This is a genomic window from Enterobacter sp. BIDMC 30, from assembly GCF_000534355.1.
GTDB classification, from domain to species: Bacteria; Pseudomonadota; Gammaproteobacteria; order Enterobacterales; family Enterobacteriaceae; genus Enterobacter; species Enterobacter ludwigii.
The window spans coordinates 2,417,537-2,439,211 of the sequence record NZ_KI973169.1; the positions used below are offsets into that span (position 1 = coordinate 2,417,537).

Sequence of the window (21,675 nt, forward strand, 5' to 3'; positions counted from 1 at the left end):
TAAGGAGGAGCTTATGTCGTTAACCCTACGCGAAGCCAGTAAGGACACATTACAGGCAGAAAACAAAACCTGGCATTACTATAGCCTGCCACTGGCTGCCAGAACGCTTGGGGACATTTCGCGTTTACCCAAGTCCTTGAAAGTTTTGCTGGAAAACCTCTTACGCTGGCAGGATGGCGATTCCGTCACCCTCGAGGATATCCAGGCGCTGGCGGGGTGGCTGAAGAGTGCCCATGCCGACAGAGAAATAGCCTATCGCCCGGCGAGGGTCCTGATGCAGGACTTTACCGGTGTTCCCGCCGTGGTTGATTTAGCCGCCATGCGCGAAGCCGTTAAGCGCCTCGGTGGCGATACGGCAAAAGTGAATCCGCTTTCTCCCGTTGACCTCGTGATTGACCACTCCGTGACCGTTGACCACTTCGGTGATGATGATGCTTTTGGCGAAAACGTACGTCTGGAGATGGAACGTAACCACGAGCGCTATGTCTTCCTGAAATGGGGGCAACAGGCGTTCAGCCGCTTTAGCGTGGTTCCGCCTGGAACCGGTATTTGCCATCAGGTTAACCTCGAATATCTGGGCAAAGCCGTCTGGAGTGAATTGCAGGATAAAGAGTGGGTGGCTTATCCGGATACGCTGGTCGGGACGGATTCACATACCACCATGATTAACGGCCTCGGTGTGCTGGGGTGGGGCGTCGGGGGTATTGAAGCGGAAGCGGCTATGCTTGGTCAGCCGGTGTCGATGCTCATTCCTGATGTGGTGGGCTTCAAACTCACCGGTAAGCTGTCGGAAGGCATTACCGCCACCGACCTGGTGTTGACCGTCACCCAGATGCTGCGTAAGCATGGCGTGGTGGGTAAATTTGTTGAATTCTACGGTGACGGGCTGGATTCGCTGCCGCTGGCCGATCGCGCCACGATCGCCAATATGGCGCCGGAATATGGCGCGACCTGTGGCTTCTTCCCCATCGATGACGTCACGCTGGAATATATGCGCCTGAGTGGTCGCAGTGAAGAGCAGGTCGCGCTGGTCGAGGCCTACACTAAAGCGCAGGGGATGTGGCGAAACCCGGGTGATGAGCCGGTATTTACCAGCACGCTTGAGCTGGATATGGGAAGCGTCGAGGCGAGCCTTGCCGGGCCAAAACGCCCGCAGGATCGGGTCGCGTTACCGGACGTGCCGAAAGCTTTTGCCGCCAGCAATGAACTGGAAGTCAATGTCGCGAAAAAAGATCACCGTCCAATAGACTATGTCCTGAACGGACATCAGTATCAACTTCCGGATGGCGCGGTGGTTATTGCCGCTATCACCTCCTGTACCAACACCTCGAACCCAAGCGTTTTGATGGCCGCGGGACTGTTGGCCAAAAAAGCCGTTGAGCTTGGACTGAAACCGCAGCCGTGGGTTAAGGCTTCGCTGGCCCCGGGCTCTAAAGTGGTTTCAGATTACCTGGCGCAGGCAAAACTCACCCCGTACCTTGACGAGCTGGGATTTAATCTCGTGGGTTACGGATGTACTACCTGTATCGGTAACTCCGGTCCGCTGCCTGAGCCGATTGAAACGGCGATCAAGCAGGGCGATCTTACCGTGGGTGCGGTTCTTTCCGGTAACCGCAACTTTGAAGGGCGCATTCATCCGCTGGTGAAAACCAACTGGCTGGCCTCGCCGCCGCTGGTTGTGGCTTACGCGCTGGCGGGAAACATGAACATCAATCTCACGACAGACCCGATTGGTCACGATCGCAAGAACGAGCCTGTTTACCTGAAAGATATCTGGCCGTCTTCACGCGACATCGCGCGAGCCGTTGAAAAGGTCTCAACCGAAATGTTCCGCAAAGAATATGCGGAAGTGTTTGAAGGCACGCCGGAATGGAAAACAATTAACGTCGTGGGCTCGGATACCTATGGCTGGCAGGATGATTCGACCTATATTCGTCTGTCACCGTTCTTCGATGACATGCTGGCTGAACCTGCTCCGCTTAAGGATATCCACGGGGCGCGTATTCTGGCGATGCTTGGCGATTCCGTTACCACGGACCACATCTCGCCGGCGGGCAGTATCAAAGCCGACAGCCCGGCAGGCCGCTATCTGCAAAGCCGTGGGGTGGAACGCCGGGACTTCAACTCCTACGGATCGCGTCGTGGTAACCACGAAGTGATGATGCGCGGGACGTTTGCCAACATCCGCATCCGCAACGAAATGGTTCCGGGCGTGGAAGGGGGCATGACGCGTCATTTACCTGGCACGGAAGTGGTTTCGATTTATGATGCCGCCGTTAAATACCAGCAGGAAGGCACGCCGCTGGCGGTGATTGCCGGTAAAGAGTACGGCTCCGGCTCCAGTCGAGACTGGGCAGCGAAAGGTCCGCGCCTGCTTGGGGTTCGCGTGGTGATTGCCGAATCTTTCGAGCGTATTCACCGTTCGAATCTTATCGGGATGGGGATCCTGCCGCTAGAGTTCCCGCAAGGCGTCACCCGCAAAACGCTGGGACTCACCGGGGAAGAGCAGATTGATATTAGTGGTCTGCAAAACCTGCAGCCGGGTAAAACGGTTCCGGTGACGTTAACGCGAGCAGACGGTAAAACGGAAGTGCTTGAATGCCGGTGTCGCATTGATACGGCAACCGAGCTGACCTACTACCAGAACGACGGCATATTACATTACGTGATTCGTAAAATGCTGGATTGACGCGCTCGCCCGGCTCGCGATGGCGATGCCGGGCATCTCGCGATCACTCGCTCAGGAGGTGACCCATTTTGGCGGCTTTGGTATCAAGATAGTGGGCATTTTTCGGGTTACGGCCGACAATCAGCGGAACACGTTCGACGATATTGATCCCCGCTTCGGTCAGGATTTCCACCTTTTTCGGGTTATTGGTCAGCAGACGGACCTCATCTACCCCCAGAAGCTTGAACATATCGGCGCACAGGGTAAAGTCGCGCTCATCGGCAGCAAACCCGAGCTGGTGGTTCGCTTCAACCGTATCGTATCCCTGATCCTGCAGCGCGTAGGCGCGGATTTTATTCAGCAGGCCAATATTACGACCTTCCTGACGGTGATACAGCAGCACCCCACGACCTTCTTCAGCGATGTGAGAAAGAGCTGCTTCAAGCTGGAAACCGCAATCACAGCGCAGGCTGAACAAGGCATCGCCAGTCAGACACTCCGAATGTACGCGAGAGAGTACCGGCGTCTGTCCTGAAATGTCACCGAACACCAGCGCGACATGATCCTGTCCGGTTGCCAGTTCTTCAAATCCCACCATCAGGAAATCGCCCCATGGGGTTGGCAGTTTGGCTTCTGCCACACGTTTAAGCTGCATGTGATTCTCCAGAGTAGGCTGACACGTTTCGTGCCTTTCGCCTGTTTGGCTTTCTGTATCTGTTCATTTTGCCACAAGCTCAGCACGTTCGCCTAATGGGCGCCATGCTATATGGACGTTAAACGCACGATCCGACATATCCACCCAACAGATGAATTTCAGTTATGATTGTGGTGCTTAGCGAAAAAGGAGAAGACATGCTTTCAATCGCCAGACGTACGGCAGCAGGTGCGGCCATTCTACTTATTATGCCGCTGGCCGTATGGGTCTCAGGCTGGATGTGGCAGCCTGGTCAGAACGCCACATGGCTGAAAACATTATACTGGATAACGGAGACGGTCACCCAGCCGTGGGGAATTATCACGCATGTGATCCTTTGCGCCTGGTTTCTGTGGTGTTTGCGCTTTCGTCTGCGTGCGGCGCTGATGCTCTTTGCGATACTGGGTGGGGCGATCCTCATCGGTCAGGGCGTGAAGTCCTGGGTTAAAGATCATGTCCAGGAGCCGCGTCCTTTTGTCGTCTGGCTGGAAAAAGCGCACCATGTTCCGGTGGATGAGTTCTACAATTTAAAACGTAAAGATCGTGGTGCGCTGGTCAAAGAACAGCTTGCGGAACAGCAGGATATCCCGAAGTTCTTACGTAAACACTGGCAAAAAGAGACCGGGTTTGCTTTTCCTTCCGGCCATACCATGTTTGCCGCCAGCTGGGCGTTACTGGGAGTAGGGCTGCTTTGGCCACGGCGACGTACGGTCACGATCGCGATTTTACTGGTCTGGGCCACAGGGGTGATGGGCAGTCGTTTGCTGCTGGGGATGCACTGGCCGCGGGATTTGGTGGTGGCTACGCTGATCTCATGGCTGCTTGTGACGCTGGCAACATGGCTTGCTGAACGCATCTGCGGTCCGTTAACGCCACCGCCTGTCGAGGAAGAAGAGATCGCCGAAAGGGACCAAAGCGACGCCTGACGGTTGATATTCCGTGTTTTGCCCATAAATCCATGACTGGCGCGTCACTTTTTCCGTTTCGCGCCCGTCACTAAAATGGTAGTTTATAAGGCTGATTGCGGTGAGTTGAACACACTTTATTCGCTTGAACCACATAACGGGAAGTAATGTGAAATATTTACTCATTTTCTTACTGGTATTGGCGATTTTTGTCATTTCAGTCACATTGGGTGCACAAAACGATCAACAGGTGACGTTTAACTATCTGCTGGCGCAGGGCGAGTATCGTGTATCGAGCCTTCTGGCGGTTTTATTCGCCGCGGGCTTTGCGATTGGCTGGCTGGTATGCGGTCTTTTCTGGTTGAAAGTTCGTGTTTCACTTGCGCGCGCTGAACGTAAAATTAAACGACTCGAACATCAAATTGCGCCTGCGTCCGACATTCCGGAAAGCTCTGGTGTACCGGTCGTCAAGGAATAATCGACTATGCTGGAGTTGTTGTTTCTGCTTTTGCCTGTAGCCGCAGCCTATGGCTGGTATATGGGCCGCAGAAGTGCGCAACAAACAAAACAGGATGAGGCTAACCGACTCTCCCGCGACTACGTTGCTGGGGTGAACTTCCTCCTGAGCAATCAACAGGACAAAGCAGTAGACCTGTTCCTCGATATGCTCAAAGAGGATACGGGCACCGTTGAAGCGCATCTCACCCTGGGAAACCTGTTCCGCTCGCGCGGCGAGGTTGACCGCGCCATTCGTATTCACCAGACCCTTATGGAAAGCGCCTCGTTGACCTACGATCAACGCCTGCTGGCGGTACAACAGCTGGGCCGTGATTACATGGCGGCGGGGCTGTACGACCGTGCAGAAGACATGTTCTCGCAGCTGGTGGATGAAACGGATTTCCGCGTCAGTGCCTTGCAGCAACTGCTGCAGATTTATCAGGCCACCAGTGACTGGCAGAAAGCCATTGATACGGCCGAGCGTCTGGTGAAGCTGGGCAAAGATAAGCAGCGAGTTGAGATAGCCCACTTCTACTGTGAACTGGCCCTTCAGCAAATGGGCAACGACGACATGGACAAAGCCATGGCGTTGCTTAAAAAGGGTGCCGCCGCTGACCGTAACAGCGCGCGTATCTCCATCATGATGGGGCGCGTCTTTATGGCGAACGGCGACTATGCCAAAGCTGTAGAGAGCCTGTTGCGGGTTATCGACCAGGATAAAGAGCTGGTCAGTGAAACCCTCGACATGCTGCAAACCTGCTATCAACAACTGGATAAGCAGGATGAATGGGTAGCCTTCCTGCGTCGTTGCGTGGAAGAGAACACTGGCGCGACTGCCGAACTGATGCTCTCGGACGTGGTTGAACAGTATGAGGGCAGTGATACCGCGCAGGTCTATATTACGCGTCAGCTGCAGCGTCATCCGACCATGCGAGTATTCCATAAGCTGATGGACTACCACCTCAACGATGCAGAGGAAGGGCGCGCCAAAGAGAGCCTGATGGTACTGCGCGACATGGTAGGCGAGCAGGTACGAAGCAAACCGCGCTATCGTTGCCAGAAGTGTGGGTTTACGGCGTATACGCTGTACTGGCACTGTCCTTCATGCCGGGCATGGTCGACCATCAAGCCAATCCGAGGCCTTGATGGGCAGTAATTTTTAAAAACGATCTATTTTAGTTACAACATACTGATGGGTTTTTAGAACCCGTTGAGCCCGTGCGGTTTGCCGGCCACGCAGGAGAGTAAATCGATCCTGTCAATTTGCAGCGCTGGCAGGTAGAATGCTCGCCGTTTATCTGTTCCGCGCCGCTGCGCGCCCATAGACGAAAAGGGCTGGTCATGACGTCTGTTACTTCCTCCGCTTCCCGCGTAATTACTGATTCTCCTGTTGTTGTTGCGCTTGATTACAATAAACGTGACGCGGCACTGGCCTTTGTCGACGGTATAGACCCTCGCGACTGCCGTCTGAAAGTTGGCAAAGAGATGTTCACGCTGTTTGGACCGCAAATCGTACGCGACCTGCAACAGCGCGGTTTTGACGTTTTCCTCGACCTTAAATTCCATGATATCCCGAATACCACCGCGCACGCCGTGGCTGCTGCTGCAGAACTGGGGGTGTGGATGGTCAATGTGCATGCATCGGGTGGGGCAAGAATGATGACCGCGGCCCGTGAAGCGCTCCTGCCGTTCGGCAGCGACGCACCGTTGCTGATTGCGGTTACCGTGCTGACCAGTATGGATGAGAGTGATTTACGCGATCTCGGCGTGACGTTGTCACCTGCTCAGCATGCAGAGCGTCTCGCGCGCCTGACGCAAAATTGCGGGCTTGATGGTGTCGTCTGTTCCGCGCAGGAAGCCGTGCGTTTCAAATCAGAACTGGGCCAGGCTTTCAAACTTGTTACCCCAGGTATCCGCCCGGCCGGCAGCGAGGCAGGCGATCAGCGTCGTATTATGACGCCTGAACAGGCGCTGGCGGCAGGGGTAGACTATATGGTCATCGGGCGTCCTGTGACGCAGTCTGCTAACCCGTCAGAGACGCTCAAGGCGATCAACGCATCACTGAAAAAGGGGGCATAATGACTGATTCAAACAGTCGTCTGGTCTACTCAACAGAAAGTGGGCGTATAGACGAACCAAAAGCGAAAGCCGAGCGCCCGAAGGGGGACGGTATTGTTCGTATCCAGCGTCAAACCAGTGGACGCAAAGGTAAGGGCGTATGCCTTATCTCCGGCATTGATCTTGACGACGCGGAACTGGTTAAGCTGGCCGCCGATCTGAAAAAGAAATGTGGTTGCGGTGGTGCCGTGAAAGACGGCATTATCGAAATCCAGGGCGATAAACGTGATTTAATTAAATCCCTGCTCGAAGCCAAAGGCATGAAAGTGAAACTGGCGGGCGGCTAAAATAGATGAGCCACGGCATTTGCCGTGGCTCTTTTTTTACGTGCGTAAGTCAGACCTGAAATGCGTTCTAATATCGCAGTACCGGTGGAGGCTTATTTAATAATTATTTGCCGACCTGGTGACCGATAATACCACCGACAGCAGCGCCACCTAATGTACCCAGCGTACTACCATCTGTTAATACCGCACCGCCCAGAGCACCAGCACCGGCACCAATTGCGGTGTTGCGGTCACGTTTAGACCAGTTAGAGCAAGCGCTCAGGGACATTGCTACAGTGATTGCCAGAACAGCGGCGGCTAATTTTTTGCTGGTTAAGGTCATAATACTTTCTCCTGAATTATCGATTCACGGAAAGAGCTACGCTTTAAGTATAGACGAATTGAATACTTAAAAACTGTTTTCCGTGAAAGCTGGTCGCGCAGGCGTTACGTAATCACGCAGGTGATAGTCACTTCCTGTTATATCGCTAACATTAATTTTACGACTTTAAGGCGGGTTAAACAGGTAAAAACTCTTAAAGGAGGGTTAGGAATCATCTCAGACAGTAGGGACATAGGCGCCCGGCATTCGGGCGCTTAAAGGACTCAGGGCGACTTTTTAATAATATTGACGATAAGACCGTCATCTTCCAGTTTAATACGATGCTCATCGCTCAAACGTTCGTCGGTAATTACACGGCTAAAGCGAGAGACTGGCCCCATGGTATAAGGGTGAACGGCGCCAAATTTTGAGCTATCAGTCAGCACAATGGCCTCACACTCTTTTTCCAGCACCGCATTCACCACATCAGAACGCATCATATCGCGGCCGGTGAAGCCCGTTTCTGGCTGCCAGCCATCAATACCAATAAAGGCCTTACTGAAATGGACCTGCTGAACATACTGGCGGGTCAGGGGGCCAACCATGCTTTCGCTTTTTTTCTGGTAAATGCCGCCCAGCAGGATCACCTCGCAGCGGGTCTCTTTGAGCAGATGCGCGATATAGCTACTGACCGTGATGATAGTAACGTCTTTCTGTTCGGCAAGCGTGCGCGCCAGTAAGGCATTGCTACTGCCGTTTTCGATAAACACCGTCTCACCATTGTTGACTAAAGACGCGGCAAACTCCGCCAGCTCACGCTTCAGGGCGTAGTTGTTCATCATGCGCGTCTCAACGTCCTCGCTATCGAGCGGGACCGCATACCCATGCGCACGACGCAGGTAGCTCTGTTTCTCCAGCAGGTTAAGATCCTGGCGGATGGTGACTTCTGAAACGCCGGTGGTTTTAGCGAGATCGACTACGCTGACGCGTCCCTGGTCAATGACCATCTGCAAAATGATTTGTTGTCGGGAATTCATAGCATCCAATTAATAAAGCGAAACAGGTTCGAAAACAGCAGGATCAAACTTCCCACGGCGCTTTTGGCTGTCCGTTCTCAGGCGCGTTTTCAGCACCCTTCTGAGCAAGAAGTTCAGACTTCAGGATCTCAAGATTACGGATCGCCGAGTGATAATCGCCTGCCACCAGGATATCCAGCACGGTATCAATACGTTGTGCTACAGCTTGTGCATCAATAGTAGACATAATCTCACCCCAGGTGTGAAAAGGTAATATTTTCAATGATGCAGAAAATGGGATCAAAAGAGAAGGGAAAAAATGCAATAACTAAATCACATAAATGAGTGTGATAAATTTATTCCCCCACATGCTGCGGGCTTAATGAGTGGATTAGTCTAAAACTGCGCGCAAGGCGCTTTTTCTGTGAGGAATTAGACTATGACAGTTATCAACCAGCCTACCTGCACCCTGTTTACCGATACTGAACGTTTCACACAGTTGTCAGCCTACTACGAGGAAGAGCGGCACACCATCTGGATGATGCTGCGGGCGCAACCTCGTCCTTGTTTTAATCATGCGTTAATTGAGGAGATCATGAACCTCTCCTGGCTGGTTCGCCAGTCCGGGTATCTGGTCGATTTTTGGGTAACCGGGTCACTGGTTCCTGAAATGTATAATGCGGGAGGCGATTTACAGTTCTTCGTAGAGTGCATTCAAAATGGACGGCGTGAAGCGTTACGCGCGTATGCACGTGCCTGCGTCGACTGTGTGCACGCAGCGTCGCGGGGGTTTGATACGGGCGCGGTCTCTCTGGCAATGGTTGAAGGCAGCGCGCTAGGCGGTGGGTTTGAGGCTGCGCTGGCACACCATTTTGTTCTCTCTCAGCGCGATGCCCGTCTGGGCTTCCCGGAAATTGCCTTCAACCTGTTCCCGGGCATGGGGGCATATTCGCTGGTCGCACGTCGGGCAGGGATGAAACTGGCGGAAGAACTCATCTACAAGGGGGAGTCGCATACGGCAGAATGGTACGAACAACATGGATTGGTCGATGTGCTGTTTGAGCCCGGGCAGAGCTACGTCTCCGTCAGAACCTTCATCGACACGCTGCGGCCGAAGCTGAACGGGGTAAGGGCGATGTTGCGCGCCCGAACCCGGGTACTGCAACTGCCGCGCAGTGAACTGATGGATATCACGGAAGACTGGGTTGATGCGGCGTTTTGCCTCGAGCCAAAAGATATCGCCTATATGGAGCGTCTGGTGATGCTGCAAAACCGCCATCATGGGGCGTTACGCAAAGCCAGTTAACGTTGTTTTCGCGACTGATATCGCTTTAGCCATCGCTCGAATGCGGCAGCGGGCATCGGCTTAGCGAAGAGAAAGCCCTGCCGTTCGTTGACGCCGTTCTTGGTCAGAAAGGCGTCTTCTTTCGCGCTCTCGACCCCTTCAGCAATGACCTGCAGGTTTAATGCCTGTGCCACCGCGACGATGGCCCGCACCAGAGACTGGGAGATCGATTGTTTATGTATATCCCTGACGAAGGATTGATCGAGTTTAATGGCGTCGATAGGGAACCGCGCCAGCTGCGACAGAGACGAGTAGCCGGTGCCGAAATCATCAAGATGAATTTGCGCGCCAAGTTTGCTGAACTGCTGGATCACAGAGAGCGCCAGCTCTTCGTTTTCGATAAGGCAGCTTTCCGTGAGTTCAACGTCGATAGGGCAGTATTCAAAATCCAGATCCTTCAGCGCCTGCTTTAAATCGCTGAAAATGGTCTGGTCGGCCAGCTGACGTGCGGAGACGTTGACCGCCACGCGCAGGTTAATTCCCTTATCGCGCCATTTAGCCACCTGGCGCACCACATCAAGCATCACCCAGCGGCCCAGCGGGACAATCAATCCCGACTCTTCCGCATAAGAGATAAACTCCAGCGGAGGGATCAAACCGCGCTCCGGCGACTGCCAGCGCACCAGCGCTTCCAGACTTCGGATTTCACCCCTCCAGGTAATTTTAGGCTGGTAGTGAATCAGAAGTTGATCGTTATCCAGCGCTTTACGCAGGTTGGTATCCAGCCAGAGATATTCAAATACGCGCTGGTTCATCTCAGGTGAGAAGACGCAGAACTTGCCCCGGCCATTCTCTTTCGCCGTGTACATGGCGGTATCGGCATTACGGATGACGCTTTCCCTGTCGTTACCGTGCTGCGGGGCGAGGGCGATGCCGAGCGAGCAACCGGTGTAGATTTCTATCAGGCCGATTCTGAACGGCTGGCGCAGACGGGTTAAGATCCGCGACGCCATGGCTTCCAGAGCGCCCTGAGAGGTATCTGTGGCCATGACAATAAACTCATCGCCGCCAAGTCGCGCCAGCACCTGACCGTCATCCAGACAGCTCAGAATGGCCAGAGCGACAGCCTGCAACAGCTGGTCGCCAAACATATGCCCGTAGGCATCGTTGACCTTTTTAAAGTTATCCAGGTCGAGATACACCACGCCGACCTGCGTTTCACCGCGGCTGGCGATGGCATCTGAAATCTGTTCGTGGATCGCGTTACGGTTTGGTAAACCGGTAATGGTGTCGGTATTGGCCAGCACGCGCAGACGCTCCTGGGCGCGGCGCTCTTCAGTAATGTCGGTGCCGGAACAGATAAGGAAAATTTCATTTTTGCCGCTGCCGCTATGAACAAACTTGTTTCTGAACAAAAACAGCCGCTGCCCTTTACGCGTTTTGATCCAGCGTTCGACCTCGTAGGAGCTGCCGTTGCGAAAAAAACCGGTAATATTGCGCTTCGAAGCTGCCGCTTCGCTGCGGCTCATAAACAGCTTGAACACGTTCTGACCAATAACTTCTTGTTCTTTCAGACCGGTATATTCTTCACTCAGCCGGTTAAAACGTTGAATATTGCCGTTATGATCGAGAATAACGATGACGGAGTTGGCTTCAGAGACAACCTGTTCAGCAAAAGAGAGGCCCTGAGCCAGGTCACGAGCTACGGAGGGCGTATCGTTCCACGCTGACGCGGTGCCGGCCCATTCATTTCGGGTTATTTTGCGCCCCACAAGATGAACCGGGACATCTTCCCCGTACAACGAGAGCGTCATGGAGATGCTGGAGGTAATGACGGTTAACTGGCGGATGAGTTCGGCTTGTTCATCATCCAGCGCCACCACCTCAGTCACATCGGCATTTTCGCTGGCGGCAAGGTGCAGAGCATTGCTGTCAGCTGTCATTCGCCACCAGGGGCTATGCGTACCCATGTAACGAAACAGCAAATTCTGCTCCAGATCGTCCATCATGTTTTCTCCCGCAGCTGCTCATTAGCGCACAAATTATTCATTTGCCGTCGACTTTTCCGTTGTGAAACAGCGGCAACCCCAAAATGAACGTCGTGTTTTTTCCCGGTTTTCTTATAAAAAACGCGTCTGGCGAAAAAGGGTATTTATTGTATAAAAATTCATGTAACCGAATATAACGGCACTCTTTTACTGTAGATAATTATGGCAATTTTGGGCGGGAAGACGCTGAAAATAGTACGAAAAAATAATGATTTTGCGGCGGGGGTTCAAAAGAAAAATTGTCGGCGCTTCCCGAAGGGAAACGGCCGACAATTTAAGCGGTTATCAGGCGACCGGGCGCGCGATAACGCTGCGGGTTTCCATGCGAACTTCAGCGATGTTTACGTCAATCACGTCTGTGACTTTGTAAACTGTTTCACCTTTGATTTGCACAGTACCATTCTCCTGACTGCAGACCAGTTCGTCACGGACGGCATGCAGGAACGGGGCAGGGATAAAGGCGACGGCGCCGTTATCCACCAGGCGAACGCGCATACCGCCCCGGCTGATATCAATGATTTCTGCGGCGAAGCGAGTATCTGTACCCGCTTTATCCTGCAGGTAGCGTGCGTACAGCCAGTCTCCCACGTCACGTTCCGCCATACGGTTCAGGCGACGTCGTTCGGCCATCTGCAGGGTGGTGTCATTTTGCGGACGCGCAATGGACTCACCCTTAATGATCGCCTTCAGCAGACGGTGGTTGACCATGTCGCCATACTTACGAATAGGTGACGTCCAGGTCGCGTAGGCTTCCAGGCCGAGGCCAAAGTGTGGACCCGGCTCGGTGCTGATTTCAGCAAAGGACTGGAAACGACGGATGCGGCTGTCGAGGAAACCGGATGGCTGTGCATCCAGCTCGCGGCGCAGCTTACAGAAGCCCTGCAGCGTCAGCACTTCTTCAGGGTCAACGTGCACATCGTGGTTCTTCAGCAGGGCCGCCAGCGCTTCGGTATTGGCCGGATCAAAACCGGTGTGGACGTTGTAAATACCAAAGCCCAGCTTGTCACGCAGGACGCGAGCGGCACAAATGTTGGCAGAAATCATCGCTTCTTCAACAATGCGGTTCGCAATGCGACGCGGTTCGGCCACGATATTCAGCACTTCGCCTTTCTCACCCAGCACAAAGCGATAGTCCGGACGATCCTTAAAGACCAGCGCATGGGTTTTACGCCACTCGCCGCGGTTCAGACAAATGCGGTGCAGCAGACGGATCTGTGCGGCAATCGCGTCTGATTCCGGTTTCCAGGTGCCGGTATTCTCAAGCCAGTCGGAAACATTGTCGTAGGCCAGCTTGGCTTTCGATTCGATGGTTGCGGCAAAAAATTCAATATCGTCTTCGATCGCGCCATCGGCGGCGATGGTCATGCGGCAGGCAAGGACCGGTCGCACTTCATTTGGACGCAGTGAGCAGAGGTCATCAGACAGTTCGCGCGGCAACATGGGGATGTTGAAGCCCGGCAGGTAGTTAGTGAACGATCGGACTTTTGCCATATCGTCCAGCTTGCTGCCTTCAACGATCCAGGCGGTGGGATCGGCAATGGCGACGGTCAAATGCAATTTGCCATCAGCGCTCTCTTCCGCATACAGCGCATCATCCATATCTTCTGTGCTGGCGCTGTCGATAGTGACAAACTCCAGGGCAGTGAGGTCGCGACGCGTCAGGCCTTCGTCCTGCATTTCAGTCGCTACGCCGTCTGGCGCTTCTTTCTCAAGATTATGGCGTGCAAGCGTCACCCACCATGGCACGAAATGGTCGTCGCCAAAGGTGATGAACTGGGTCAGTTCAGCATAAAAGCCACGATCGCCTTTCAGAGGATGACGGCGCATTTCAGCTACGGCCCAGTCACCTTCTTTGAAATCATGCTCAACACCACGGGCGGCGCGGCAAGGAATGGCATCTTTCAGCAGGGGATGATCCGGCACGATAGAAAGACGATCGTCTTTTCGCTGGACCTTGCCCACGAAGCGGGTCAGGAACGGTTCGATCAGTTCTTCCGGCTCGGCGGACTCTCGTTCCTTTTCGGTATGAATGACGGCCGTAATGCGGTCGCCATGCATCACTTTCTTCATTTGCGGTGGCGGAATGAAGTAGCTTTTCTGCGCATCAACTTCAAGGAAGCCAAAGCCCTTTTCCGTGGCTTTTACGACCCCTTCTGCACGCGGCGTCTGGGAATGCAGTTGCTGTTTAAGCTGCGCTAGCAGCGGGTTGTCCTGAAACATAATGTTCTATTTTCGTAGCCATTGAGCGGCTGACAGTTTTACGCGATTCTCACTGTCACAGCAAGCGGTCTTTGGGTAATTAGTATGGTTATTCCCCTTTGCCAAACGCGACTTTCAGGCGTTCAAGCCAGCCATCCATCGCGCTCCGGGTGAGCAGTTTTATCGCCCGTACCGCAGGCAGTCCTTGTTCAGTGAGCGGGGTGAACTGTGCGGCACTGAAGCGGTCCGGAGAACGCGTCAACAAGTCGATTGCCGCCGAAAGCGCCGGCGAATCAAGAGAAATATCATCATGGCTGTTTACCAGGATCTCACCCGTCAGGTCGAGCAGGATGGGCTCATGGCTGAGTACCGGCGTCAGCGCTTCAAGGGCGGGTTCGGCCTGCCAGCGGGAAAGCGATTCAAGCTGATGCGCGCTGGCATAACGCAGTTCAACGACAGGTAAAAGCGCCACCCAGGACTCAGGAGCGGCTGGCAGCGTGTGCGGCTGAATATGATGGCCGGGCAGCCAGCGTACAGGATGCCCCAGCAGGGCCTGAAAGACGGCCACCACGCGTGCCTGAAAACCGATAAAGCCGATAATCTGATTAATAAGCACCATGTCGTAGGTTGTCAGGCCCACCTCATCAAGCTGCTGCAGTGCTTTATCATCGATGACATCAGGTGAGCTGGCGAGCTGACGGGCGTACTGGGTGATTTGTGCCAGGCGGCGGTTACTTTCGCGTGAGGAGTCAGGGCCGGGAAGCGGGGCGAGGAGGGCGGCATAGTGGTTACACAACCGTTGGACGCCACAGGCCTGCGCGACCGTTAATGCAGTACTCAATCTGTCGTAGGCGCTGAGCGTATGCAGCCGGTTAACGGAGATTGAGAGCGGAAACAACAGGTGGCATAAGGTTCTGGCAGGGGTGAGCCAGCCAGTACAGGCGGCGACAATCTCGTCAGGCAGGGCTAAATCGAGCAAAAAACGATCGTCGACGTTAGCGGCTTCGGGCACCAGAGGCAGAACATCCGTCTGCGCGTGGTTTGACTGGGTTTCGTGGTACCAGTGGCCTTTGCCGGAAAAACGGCGTTGTTCCATGGGCGTTCCTTGATCTCAAAATGGCGATCAATATCCTGGCGTAAGGCAGATGTGGGGAAAAATATTGTTAGGTGATAACAAATAGCTGAACGGAATAACGAAGGGGTCGGGCGGAGGAAGGAAAACTCTCTTCCCGTGAGGGAAGAGAGTCACAGCTTATTTAATTTCCAGCTCGTTCATTGCAGCGATGTTGAAGCCGCCGTCAACGTGAACCACTTCACCGGAGATACCCGCGGAAAGGTCAGAGCACAGGAACGCTGCAGAGTTACCCACATCTTCAATGGTAACGGTACGACGAATCGGCGTAACCGCTTCGCAGTGCGCCAGCATTTTACGGAAATCTTTGATACCGGAAGCTGCCAGGGTACGGATTGGACCCGCAGAGATAGCGTTCACACGCACACCTTCTGGACCCATCGCGTTCGCCATGTAGCGGACGTTTGCTTCCAGAGACGCTTTAGCCAGACCCATAACGTTGTAGTTAGGGATAGCACGTTCTGCGCCCAGATAGGACAGGGTCAGCAGAGCTGCGCCTGGGTTCAGCATCGCACGGCAAGATTTAGCCATTGCCACGAAGCTGTAGGAGCTGATGTCGTGAGCGATTTTGAAGCCATCACGGGTTACCGCGTTCACGTAGTCGCCGTCCAGCTGATCGCCAGGAGCGAAGCCGATGGAGTGAACGAAACCGTCGAATTTCGGCCATGCTTTTGCCAGTTCAGCAAACATGCCATCGATGCTTTCGTCTTGTGCAACGTCGCATTCCAGAACAAGGCTGGAACCCAGCTGCGCGGCAAACTCTTCTACACGGCCTTTCAGCTTGTCGTTCTGGTAGGTGAACGCCAGCTCAGCGCCTTCGCGATGCATAGCCTGTGCGATGCCGTATGCGATGGACAGTTTGCTGGCAACGCCAGTTACCAGAATGCGCTTACCGGAAAGAAAACCCATAGATTTAATCCTTATATTCATTGCTTATTTTTTGCCTTGTAAATCATAGCATTACAGGCAACATTTCAAAGTCATTCGAAATTAGCTCGAAATTATATCCCACTCAGTGCCCCTTGTGTCACGCTATTTCTCGCTCAAAGCCCGTGACGTATGTCATGGAAGGGGGTGAGCGAACGCGTTATCACGCTGTTTCACAGGCATCCGTCCATTATATCACTGCGCGGCCGGTTCGCCTCATCCAACCAGAGGCGGGCGTTTTTGCGCAAAATGATCCGTTCAGTGGATTTTACGTATTACAATCCAGTTAGAGTCAAAACATGAAAGAAATCATTAACAAACACGTTATAGACTGGGTTGAAGATAATATTTTATCTCTGGAGCATATCGATCGGCTGGTCGTAAAAACGGGTTACAGCAGAAGGACGCTCGAAATCTGGTTTAAACACCAATTCCACCAGTCGCTGGGTGAGTATATGCTCAGGAGACGAATGAGCTATGCCGCGTCTTTATTAAGGATGACGTCGCTGCCGGTCACCGAAATCGCTCACATTTTTCAGTATCATAGTGGACAGGGTTTTGCCCGCGCGTTTAAGAAATTGACCGGGAAAACACCGTCTCAATATCGAAGCGATGAAATATGGGACTTCCAGCGTTACCATCCTTCACTGTTATTAGAAGGGCTCCGTAAACCTGACGTGAAGATTTGTCGGCTGGCGCGGACGTTTTCCTATAACGATACCCTGACGGTATATGATCATATTTTTAATCCTGCGATACAGGATGTGACCAAAAGACTGAGAAAACTTTTGCTTGATCATCGTGGGGAGGTAAAAGAAATCGCCATCAGGGGACGGCGTCCAGAAGGCCTGGATAAAAGCCGGGAAAACATGGCTGAAGTCATAATTGATTATCTGTCACCGGATAATACATCGCACCAAAAACAGGAATATCATTTTTCCGGTAAATATGCCGTTATGCGGTATGACGGTAGCTGGAGCGCCTACGGTAAGCTCAGCAAAAAGAACTATTTGTGGATAATGTCTTATCATCAATTCAGGCTGCGTAATGAAACCCATTTAATGACGTTCCATTCCTGCTCCGAAGATAAGGTCGTATTTGATATTTATATACCCATAGTCTGAGTCTGGCACCGTCTCGTAATTAAAACGAATCAGTCAGTACGGGCTCTCATCTGTGAGCCCTGACGCTATATATTCCTCGCAAAACAGATGTTTTACAAATGGAGTTGTGAACGATGAAAGAAGAATTGTATCGATTCGATGATGATGATATCGACTCAATTGCCTATTCCGTCGCATTTAGCGAATGGCTCGGTATCGATAATCTGCAGGATTGTGCCCTGACAAGAATTTCGGAGGAGGACAGGGGGAATATGAGCGAAAGTTAGAGGAGTTTCGCCATTTCTTTCAATATGCTTCAGGGGAGTAGTATTTTTCACATTTTCTTTTACAGAATAAAACGCATCACTAAGTTTAACATATACGGATATATGGAATGCATGCATGAGGATTGCACAGTTATTAGTTAAGACGTTAATTGTCGGAACGGTTTCTTTTCCTTACGCGACGGTGTCGGCCATGACACCAGCGGAACATAGTCAGTATGACGCTCTGATTATCGAGGCGAGAAAAGGCAATACGGAACCAGCCTTGTCCTGGTTTTCAGGCCACCATCGGCTTGATGAGTCTCAGGTCGCCGACTGGATGCAAATCGCCCTGTGGGCCGGTAAAGATAATGAGGTTATCAACGTCTATTCACAATACAAACATCATACGTTACCGGCGAGGGCCTATTCAGCGCTGGCGATAGCCTATCGCAACAAGCAGGTAAGAGTGATCTCACTGGTGAGTAAAGCGCAGTAGGGAATATCCCGGTTCGGTACGACATCGACCGGGATAATCCACTTCAACAGACTGAGGTCGGTTAACTGAAGCATCTGAAAAGAGGGTGGCAAGCCTGACCGGTTTGCCCCTCGATGTTAAGCAGAGAATGGTGTAAATCGCTCTGCCGTTTCACGTCTTTTATTTATGCGGTATTAATGAACATGAATAACATTACGTTGGCTGAGAAAATGATCGTGCTGTCCGGTGCGCTGCTGTTTGCACTGATGATCGCGGTGAACTCCTTTTTTGTTAATGATAATCCAGGTTTCAGGGTACCCATGACAACCTATTTGATCGTCATGATTGCGCTATTTTTTCTGGATACCATTATCTCTATTTTTATCCAGATGCAGTATGCGTCTGACCGATCTCATTTATCCCTGTTAATCCTGAGCATGGCGTTTCTGAGCGGTCTCATCTATTTCATAGAAACGATTATCGTCATTCAGCTTCCTGAAGACGCAGGGTTAACCCATACGCTAAAAACTAACGATACGGCGGTATTTTATTTTTTCCGCCAGTTAAGTTTTATTTTTTTGCTGGGGCTTGCTGTATGGGTGGAGAAACACACGGCACGACGACGGTTCACATTACGGAATAAGGTCTGGCTGGCGCTAATATCGTTAATCCCCCTGGTTATGTTCCCGGTGCTGGCCCATGCGTTGAGCAGCTACAATCCAACCTGGACATTAACGATAGCCGCGTATCGCCCCGATCAGTATCATCCTGTCTGGGATGTCCGCTACGTTAACGCTCTGATAGTTCTCTGGTCGGCCCTGGCCTGCTACATGACTTACGTGACACGCTTTTCATCTGGCGTCTGGAACAGCATCATCGTGGTGTGCCTTTCTGCGATCACCTATAACTTTTTCCTGCTCTTACTCGATACGTATAACCTGTCGCTCTGGTATATCAGCCGGGCGGTAGAAGTGTTCAGTAAACTATTTGTTATCTGTACCTTACTGTTACATGTCTTCAGCTTGCTGAGATTTTTTGGCGATCGGGTTAACCGCGATCCCCTTACGCAGATCTTCAACCGCAAGTATTTTTTTGAGGCACTTCAGCGGCTCCGCATGCTCAGAACAGAAAAGGGCACCAGCATTATGATGCTGGATATCGATAACTTTAAGACCATTAATGACACCTGGGGACATCCTGTGGGGGACCGCGTCATTCTGGCGGTCGTGGATATTATTAAAGACAGTATTCGTGATAATGACGTCTTTGCCAGACTGGGAGGTGAAGAGTTTGGCCTGCTGTTGCCCGACACGGACAGGAGTATGGCCGTAGTCGTCGCAGAACGTATTCGCAAGAATGTTGAGCAACGCACCGGGCAGGGTAATCTGTACGCGGTGCCCCTGACGGTAACGTTAAGTATTGGCGTGTGCTCAGCCATTCAGGAAAACGTCAACAGTAGCGATATCATTCGTGATGTGGATGAAGCACTGTATGAGGCCAAGCACGGTGGTAAAAACAGAACCGTGTGCAGACAGGCCGCAGGGTCGGTCTGAACCGGCGTTGCGCGCCTCCCGCGGTGTGATTTACGCGCAAGAAAAAACGGGGTTATAACACAGGGATGTAAATATCAAAGTTAACGCGCTCATCGCTGCAGGCGTTAAAACGCATTAAATGAATGCCATCGCGCAACGTCAGGCGGTTCGTCACCATTGCCTTAACAAACGCAATTTTGTTATAGGCGCTATAACATTCCCAGCTGCCTTCAAAGGACATTTTTGCATATTTTCCGGTAAGTAAAAGTGTGTCTTTCTTTGTTGTTTTAGTGCTGTCTAAACAATATGAAATTAAGACTTCTACCAGATAGGAACGGCTTTTACCCAGACGTTCTGGTCGGCGCGGCACTATGGCAAGCTGTTGGATCCGATCGCGATTCTCAAGCAGGAGTTTTTTGATTTTTTTAGTGACATCGTGCACCGCAGTATCAAAAAGATGATCGTGCTCTATAATCTCATGGGTATACGGAAAAATCTCATTGAGTTCACAGAGTGTTATTTCGGGTGTTTTAAGATCGTCTAATAAAAATGAGGGCTGAAGGATATCAAAATCCCACTCTTTTGCATTTCTGTATTCAGAAGGGGTGAGTCCCGACATCTTTTTAAAGGCTCTTGAAAACCCCTGGCTGCTTTGGTAGTGAAATAAATAAGCAATGTCCGTAACGGGAAGCGACGTCATTCTGAGCATGATGGCTGCAAGGCTCAGCCTTCTCCTTAGGATGTACTCACCTAAAGAGAGGTGATATTTCTCTTTAAACCATGTTTCCATGGTTCTTCTGCTATACCCGGTATCTTTAACCAATTGATCAATATGTAAAATAGAAAAATTATTTTCCTCTACCCAGGTGAGAATATATTTACTAATACTTTCTTTCATTCGATATCTACAGCGTGTGGCGTCATGACGTAATTAATAAATTGCCGGTGGGGCTTATGCCAAATACTTGCTTTATTGCGGTGGGATTCTGGCAATGACCTTAATTTCAAAATCAAAGCCCGCAAGCCAGTTTACCCCCACGGCCGTCCAGTTCGGATAAGGGGGGCGGGGGAACGCTAATTTTTTGGCTTCCATGATGGTTGAAAACTGATTTTCTGGATCGGTATGAAACGTCGTCACGTCGATCACATCATCAAACGTACATCCCGCAGCAGAAAGCGTAGCCTGGAGATTATCAAAAGCCAGTTGTACCTGAGCGCCGAAATCCGTTTCAGGTGTGCCGTCGCTGCGGCTTCCAACCTGGCCTGAGACAAATAACAGATCGCCAGAGCGAATGGCAGCAGAATAGCCATGTTCTTCATAGAGGGCATGACGATTAGCGGGAAATACAGGTTCACGTGGGTGCATGGCATTTCCTTTTCGATTGGGGGTATTGTTGAGATCACGCGGTCGTATTAACATACGCGGCGTATGTCAAAATCTAAACCACATACGCCACGTATGTCAAACGTAAAAACACAACGTAACCAAGGACGTCTTATGGCTGCAAAAAGCCGTGCCGAAACGGCCCAGGAAAATCGCGAAAAAATGATTCAGGCAGGGCGCAAAGCTTTTGCCGAGAAAGGCTATGCCGCAGCCTCCATGGATGAACTGACCGCAAGCGTGGGGTTAACACGTGGAGCGCTATACCATAATTTCACTGACAAGAAAGGCTTGCTGGCTGCGGTGGTCGCCCAGATAGACAGCGAAATGGCACGAAAGGCGAAGGAAATTGCCGCCAGCGCCGAGAATGACTGGGAGCGACTGCTGGCGGAAGGCGTCGCTTACATCAACATGGCGCTCGATCCGGAAGTGCAGCGTATTGTACTGCGTGATGGTCCGGCTGTTCTGGGTGACCCGGCCCACTGGCCCAGCCAGAATAGCTGTCTGGAATCTACCCGTGAGACCATAGAAAAAATGATTGAACGCAAGGTCCTGAAAGACATGGATGCAAACGTCGCTGCACAGCTGTTAAATGGCGCTGCGCTCAATGCTGCACTGTTGATAGCCGCCAGTGACGATCCACAGAAGACGTTGCCACATGCGATTGAGGTGTTTGTCCTGCTTGCAAGCGGGTTACGCCATCAGTGAAAGGAAAGGGTTAACGCGCGCGAGCTGCCATTTAACCCTTAAAGGAATGGGTGTGCCGGGGGCATTTTTGTCGGATAAGGGGCGTTAAAACGCCGCGAGGATTTCGCGCGTGGTGAGCGTTGTTAATCCGCC

22 protein-coding genes are annotated in these 21,675 nt (G+C 52.1%); 12 read left to right on the top strand and 10 right to left on the bottom strand.

Features of this window, described 5'->3' with window-relative positions; translation table 11 throughout:
- Nucleotides 1-13 precede the first annotated feature (13 nt).
- A complete protein-coding gene (acnA, locus tag L466_RS10845; RefSeq protein WP_032678290.1) occupies nucleotides 14-2,689 on the top strand; it encodes an aconitate hydratase AcnA in 2,676 nt (891 codons plus the stop codon).
- A 43-nt stretch (nucleotides 2,690-2,732) separates the two neighbouring features.
- Here acnA and ribA read toward each other — a convergent pair whose 3' ends face one another.
- Nucleotides 2,733-3,323, bottom strand: coding sequence for a GTP cyclohydrolase II (gene ribA / locus L466_RS10840; protein WP_003856813.1), 591 nt, complete (start codon nucleotides 3,321-3,323; stop codon nucleotides 2,733-2,735).
- 197 nt (nucleotides 3,324-3,520) lie between these two features.
- Here ribA and pgpB point away from each other — a divergent pair, with 197 nt between their 5' ends.
- The 5 genes from pgpB to yciH all read left to right on the top strand — a co-directional run bounded on the left by pgpB (nucleotide 3,521) and on the right by yciH (nucleotide 7,170).
- Nucleotides 3,521-4,288, top strand: coding sequence for a phosphatidylglycerophosphatase B (pgpB, locus tag L466_RS10835; protein ID WP_020882442.1), 768 nt, complete (start codon nucleotides 3,521-3,523; stop codon nucleotides 4,286-4,288).
- A gap of 148 nt (nucleotides 4,289-4,436) precedes the next feature.
- A complete protein-coding gene (locus L466_RS10830) occupies nucleotides 4,437-4,745 on the top strand; it encodes a LapA family protein (RefSeq protein ID WP_013096374.1) in 309 nt (102 codons plus the stop codon).
- Nucleotides 4,746-4,751: 6 nt separating this feature from the next.
- Nucleotides 4,752-5,921, top strand: coding sequence for a lipopolysaccharide assembly protein LapB (gene lapB / locus L466_RS10825; RefSeq protein WP_014170367.1), 1,170 nt, complete (start codon nucleotides 4,752-4,754; stop codon nucleotides 5,919-5,921).
- A 185-nt stretch (nucleotides 5,922-6,106) separates the two neighbouring features.
- The gene (gene pyrF, locus L466_RS10820) at nucleotides 6,107-6,844 is read left to right on the top strand and encodes an orotidine-5'-phosphate decarboxylase (protein ID WP_032681993.1); all 738 of its coding nucleotides are present in this window, start codon (nucleotides 6,107-6,109) and stop codon (nucleotides 6,842-6,844) included.
- Entirely contained in the window at nucleotides 6,844-7,170 is a 327-nt protein-coding gene (yciH, locus tag L466_RS10815; protein WP_014170365.1) for a stress response translation initiation inhibitor YciH, read from the top strand. Before pyrF ends, yciH begins: the two co-directional genes overlap by 1 nt.
- Nucleotides 7,171-7,273: 103 nt before the next feature.
- Here yciH and osmB read toward each other — a convergent pair whose 3' ends face one another.
- From osmB to L466_RS0122505, 3 genes are all read right to left on the bottom strand, one after another.
- Complete coding sequence (gene osmB / locus L466_RS10810) at nucleotides 7,274-7,492, bottom strand: osmotically-inducible lipoprotein OsmB (RefSeq protein ID WP_008501216.1); 219 nt, start codon at nucleotides 7,490-7,492, stop codon at nucleotides 7,274-7,276.
- Between the two features lie 263 nt (nucleotides 7,493-7,755).
- Nucleotides 7,756-8,508, bottom strand: coding sequence for a DNA-binding transcriptional regulator YciT (locus L466_RS10805; protein WP_032680886.1), 753 nt, complete (start codon nucleotides 8,506-8,508; stop codon nucleotides 7,756-7,758).
- Between the two features lie 43 nt (nucleotides 8,509-8,551).
- Nucleotides 8,552-8,734, bottom strand: a complete 183-nt coding sequence (locus L466_RS0122505) for a YciZ family protein (RefSeq protein ID WP_025204000.1) — start codon at nucleotides 8,732-8,734, stop codon at nucleotides 8,552-8,554.
- A gap of 192 nt (nucleotides 8,735-8,926) precedes the next feature.
- Between L466_RS0122505 and L466_RS10800 the strand changes: the two genes are divergently transcribed.
- Nucleotides 8,927-9,793 carry a crotonase/enoyl-CoA hydratase family protein gene (locus tag L466_RS10800; protein WP_014170362.1) on the top strand — a complete coding sequence of 289 codons (867 nt, stop codon included), beginning with the start codon at nucleotides 8,927-8,929 and terminating at the stop codon, nucleotides 9,791-9,793.
- Here L466_RS10800 and pdeR read toward each other — a convergent pair.
- The 4 genes from pdeR to fabI all read right to left on the bottom strand — a co-directional run bounded on the left by pdeR (nucleotide 9,790) and on the right by fabI (nucleotide 16,060).
- Nucleotides 9,790-11,781, bottom strand: coding sequence for a cyclic di-GMP phosphodiesterase (gene pdeR, locus L466_RS10795; protein WP_032680888.1), 1,992 nt, complete (start codon nucleotides 11,779-11,781; stop codon nucleotides 9,790-9,792). The two genes, L466_RS10800 and pdeR, sit on opposite strands and share 4 nt — an antisense overlap.
- A gap of 324 nt (nucleotides 11,782-12,105) precedes the next feature.
- Nucleotides 12,106-14,040, bottom strand: a complete 1,935-nt coding sequence (locus L466_RS10790) for an exoribonuclease II (RefSeq protein WP_020882446.1) — start codon at nucleotides 14,038-14,040, stop codon at nucleotides 12,106-12,108.
- An 88-nt stretch (nucleotides 14,041-14,128) separates the two neighbouring features.
- Entirely contained in the window at nucleotides 14,129-15,115 is a 987-nt protein-coding gene (locus L466_RS10785; protein ID WP_032680889.1) for a CMD domain-containing protein, read from the bottom strand.
- 156 nt (nucleotides 15,116-15,271) lie between these two features.
- Nucleotides 15,272-16,060 carry an enoyl-ACP reductase FabI gene (gene fabI / locus L466_RS10780; protein WP_020882447.1) on the bottom strand — a complete coding sequence of 263 codons (789 nt, stop codon included), beginning with the start codon at nucleotides 16,058-16,060 and terminating at the stop codon, nucleotides 15,272-15,274.
- A gap of 317 nt (nucleotides 16,061-16,377) precedes the next feature.
- Here fabI and L466_RS10775 point away from each other — a divergent pair, with 317 nt between their 5' ends.
- The 4 genes from L466_RS10775 to L466_RS10765 all read left to right on the top strand — a co-directional run bounded on the left by L466_RS10775 (nucleotide 16,378) and on the right by L466_RS10765 (nucleotide 19,475).
- Nucleotides 16,378-17,202 (top strand): helix-turn-helix transcriptional regulator, encoded by an 825-nt coding sequence (locus L466_RS10775; protein WP_032680890.1) that lies wholly within the window; start codon nucleotides 16,378-16,380, stop codon nucleotides 17,200-17,202.
- 113 nt (nucleotides 17,203-17,315) lie between these two features.
- Nucleotides 17,316-17,468 (top strand): hypothetical protein, encoded by a 153-nt coding sequence (locus L466_RS23875; RefSeq protein WP_154816610.1) that lies wholly within the window; start codon nucleotides 17,316-17,318, stop codon nucleotides 17,466-17,468.
- 190 nt (nucleotides 17,469-17,658) lie between these two features.
- A complete protein-coding gene (locus L466_RS10770; protein ID WP_032678287.1) occupies nucleotides 17,659-17,943 on the top strand; it encodes a hypothetical protein in 285 nt (94 codons plus the stop codon).
- A gap of 182 nt (nucleotides 17,944-18,125) precedes the next feature.
- Nucleotides 18,126-19,475 (top strand): sensor domain-containing diguanylate cyclase, encoded by a 1,350-nt coding sequence (locus L466_RS10765; RefSeq protein ID WP_032679689.1) that lies wholly within the window; start codon nucleotides 18,126-18,128, stop codon nucleotides 19,473-19,475.
- Nucleotides 19,476-19,527: 52 nt separating this feature from the next.
- Here the strand turns inward: L466_RS10765 and L466_RS10760 are convergent, their stop codons facing one another.
- Both L466_RS10760 and L466_RS10755 read right to left on the bottom strand, forming a co-directional pair.
- Nucleotides 19,528-20,352, bottom strand: coding sequence for a helix-turn-helix domain-containing protein (locus L466_RS10760; protein WP_032680892.1), 825 nt, complete (start codon nucleotides 20,350-20,352; stop codon nucleotides 19,528-19,530).
- A gap of 72 nt (nucleotides 20,353-20,424) precedes the next feature.
- Nucleotides 20,425-20,820 carry a RidA family protein gene (locus L466_RS10755; RefSeq protein WP_020882451.1) on the bottom strand — a complete coding sequence of 132 codons (396 nt, stop codon included), beginning with the start codon at nucleotides 20,818-20,820 and terminating at the stop codon, nucleotides 20,425-20,427.
- 132 nt (nucleotides 20,821-20,952) lie between these two features.
- Here L466_RS10755 and L466_RS10750 point away from each other — a divergent pair, with 132 nt between their 5' ends.
- Complete coding sequence (locus tag L466_RS10750) at nucleotides 20,953-21,543, top strand: TetR/AcrR family transcriptional regulator (RefSeq protein WP_032680893.1); 591 nt, start codon at nucleotides 20,953-20,955, stop codon at nucleotides 21,541-21,543.
- The last annotated feature ends 132 nt before the right edge of the window (nucleotides 21,544-21,675 follow it).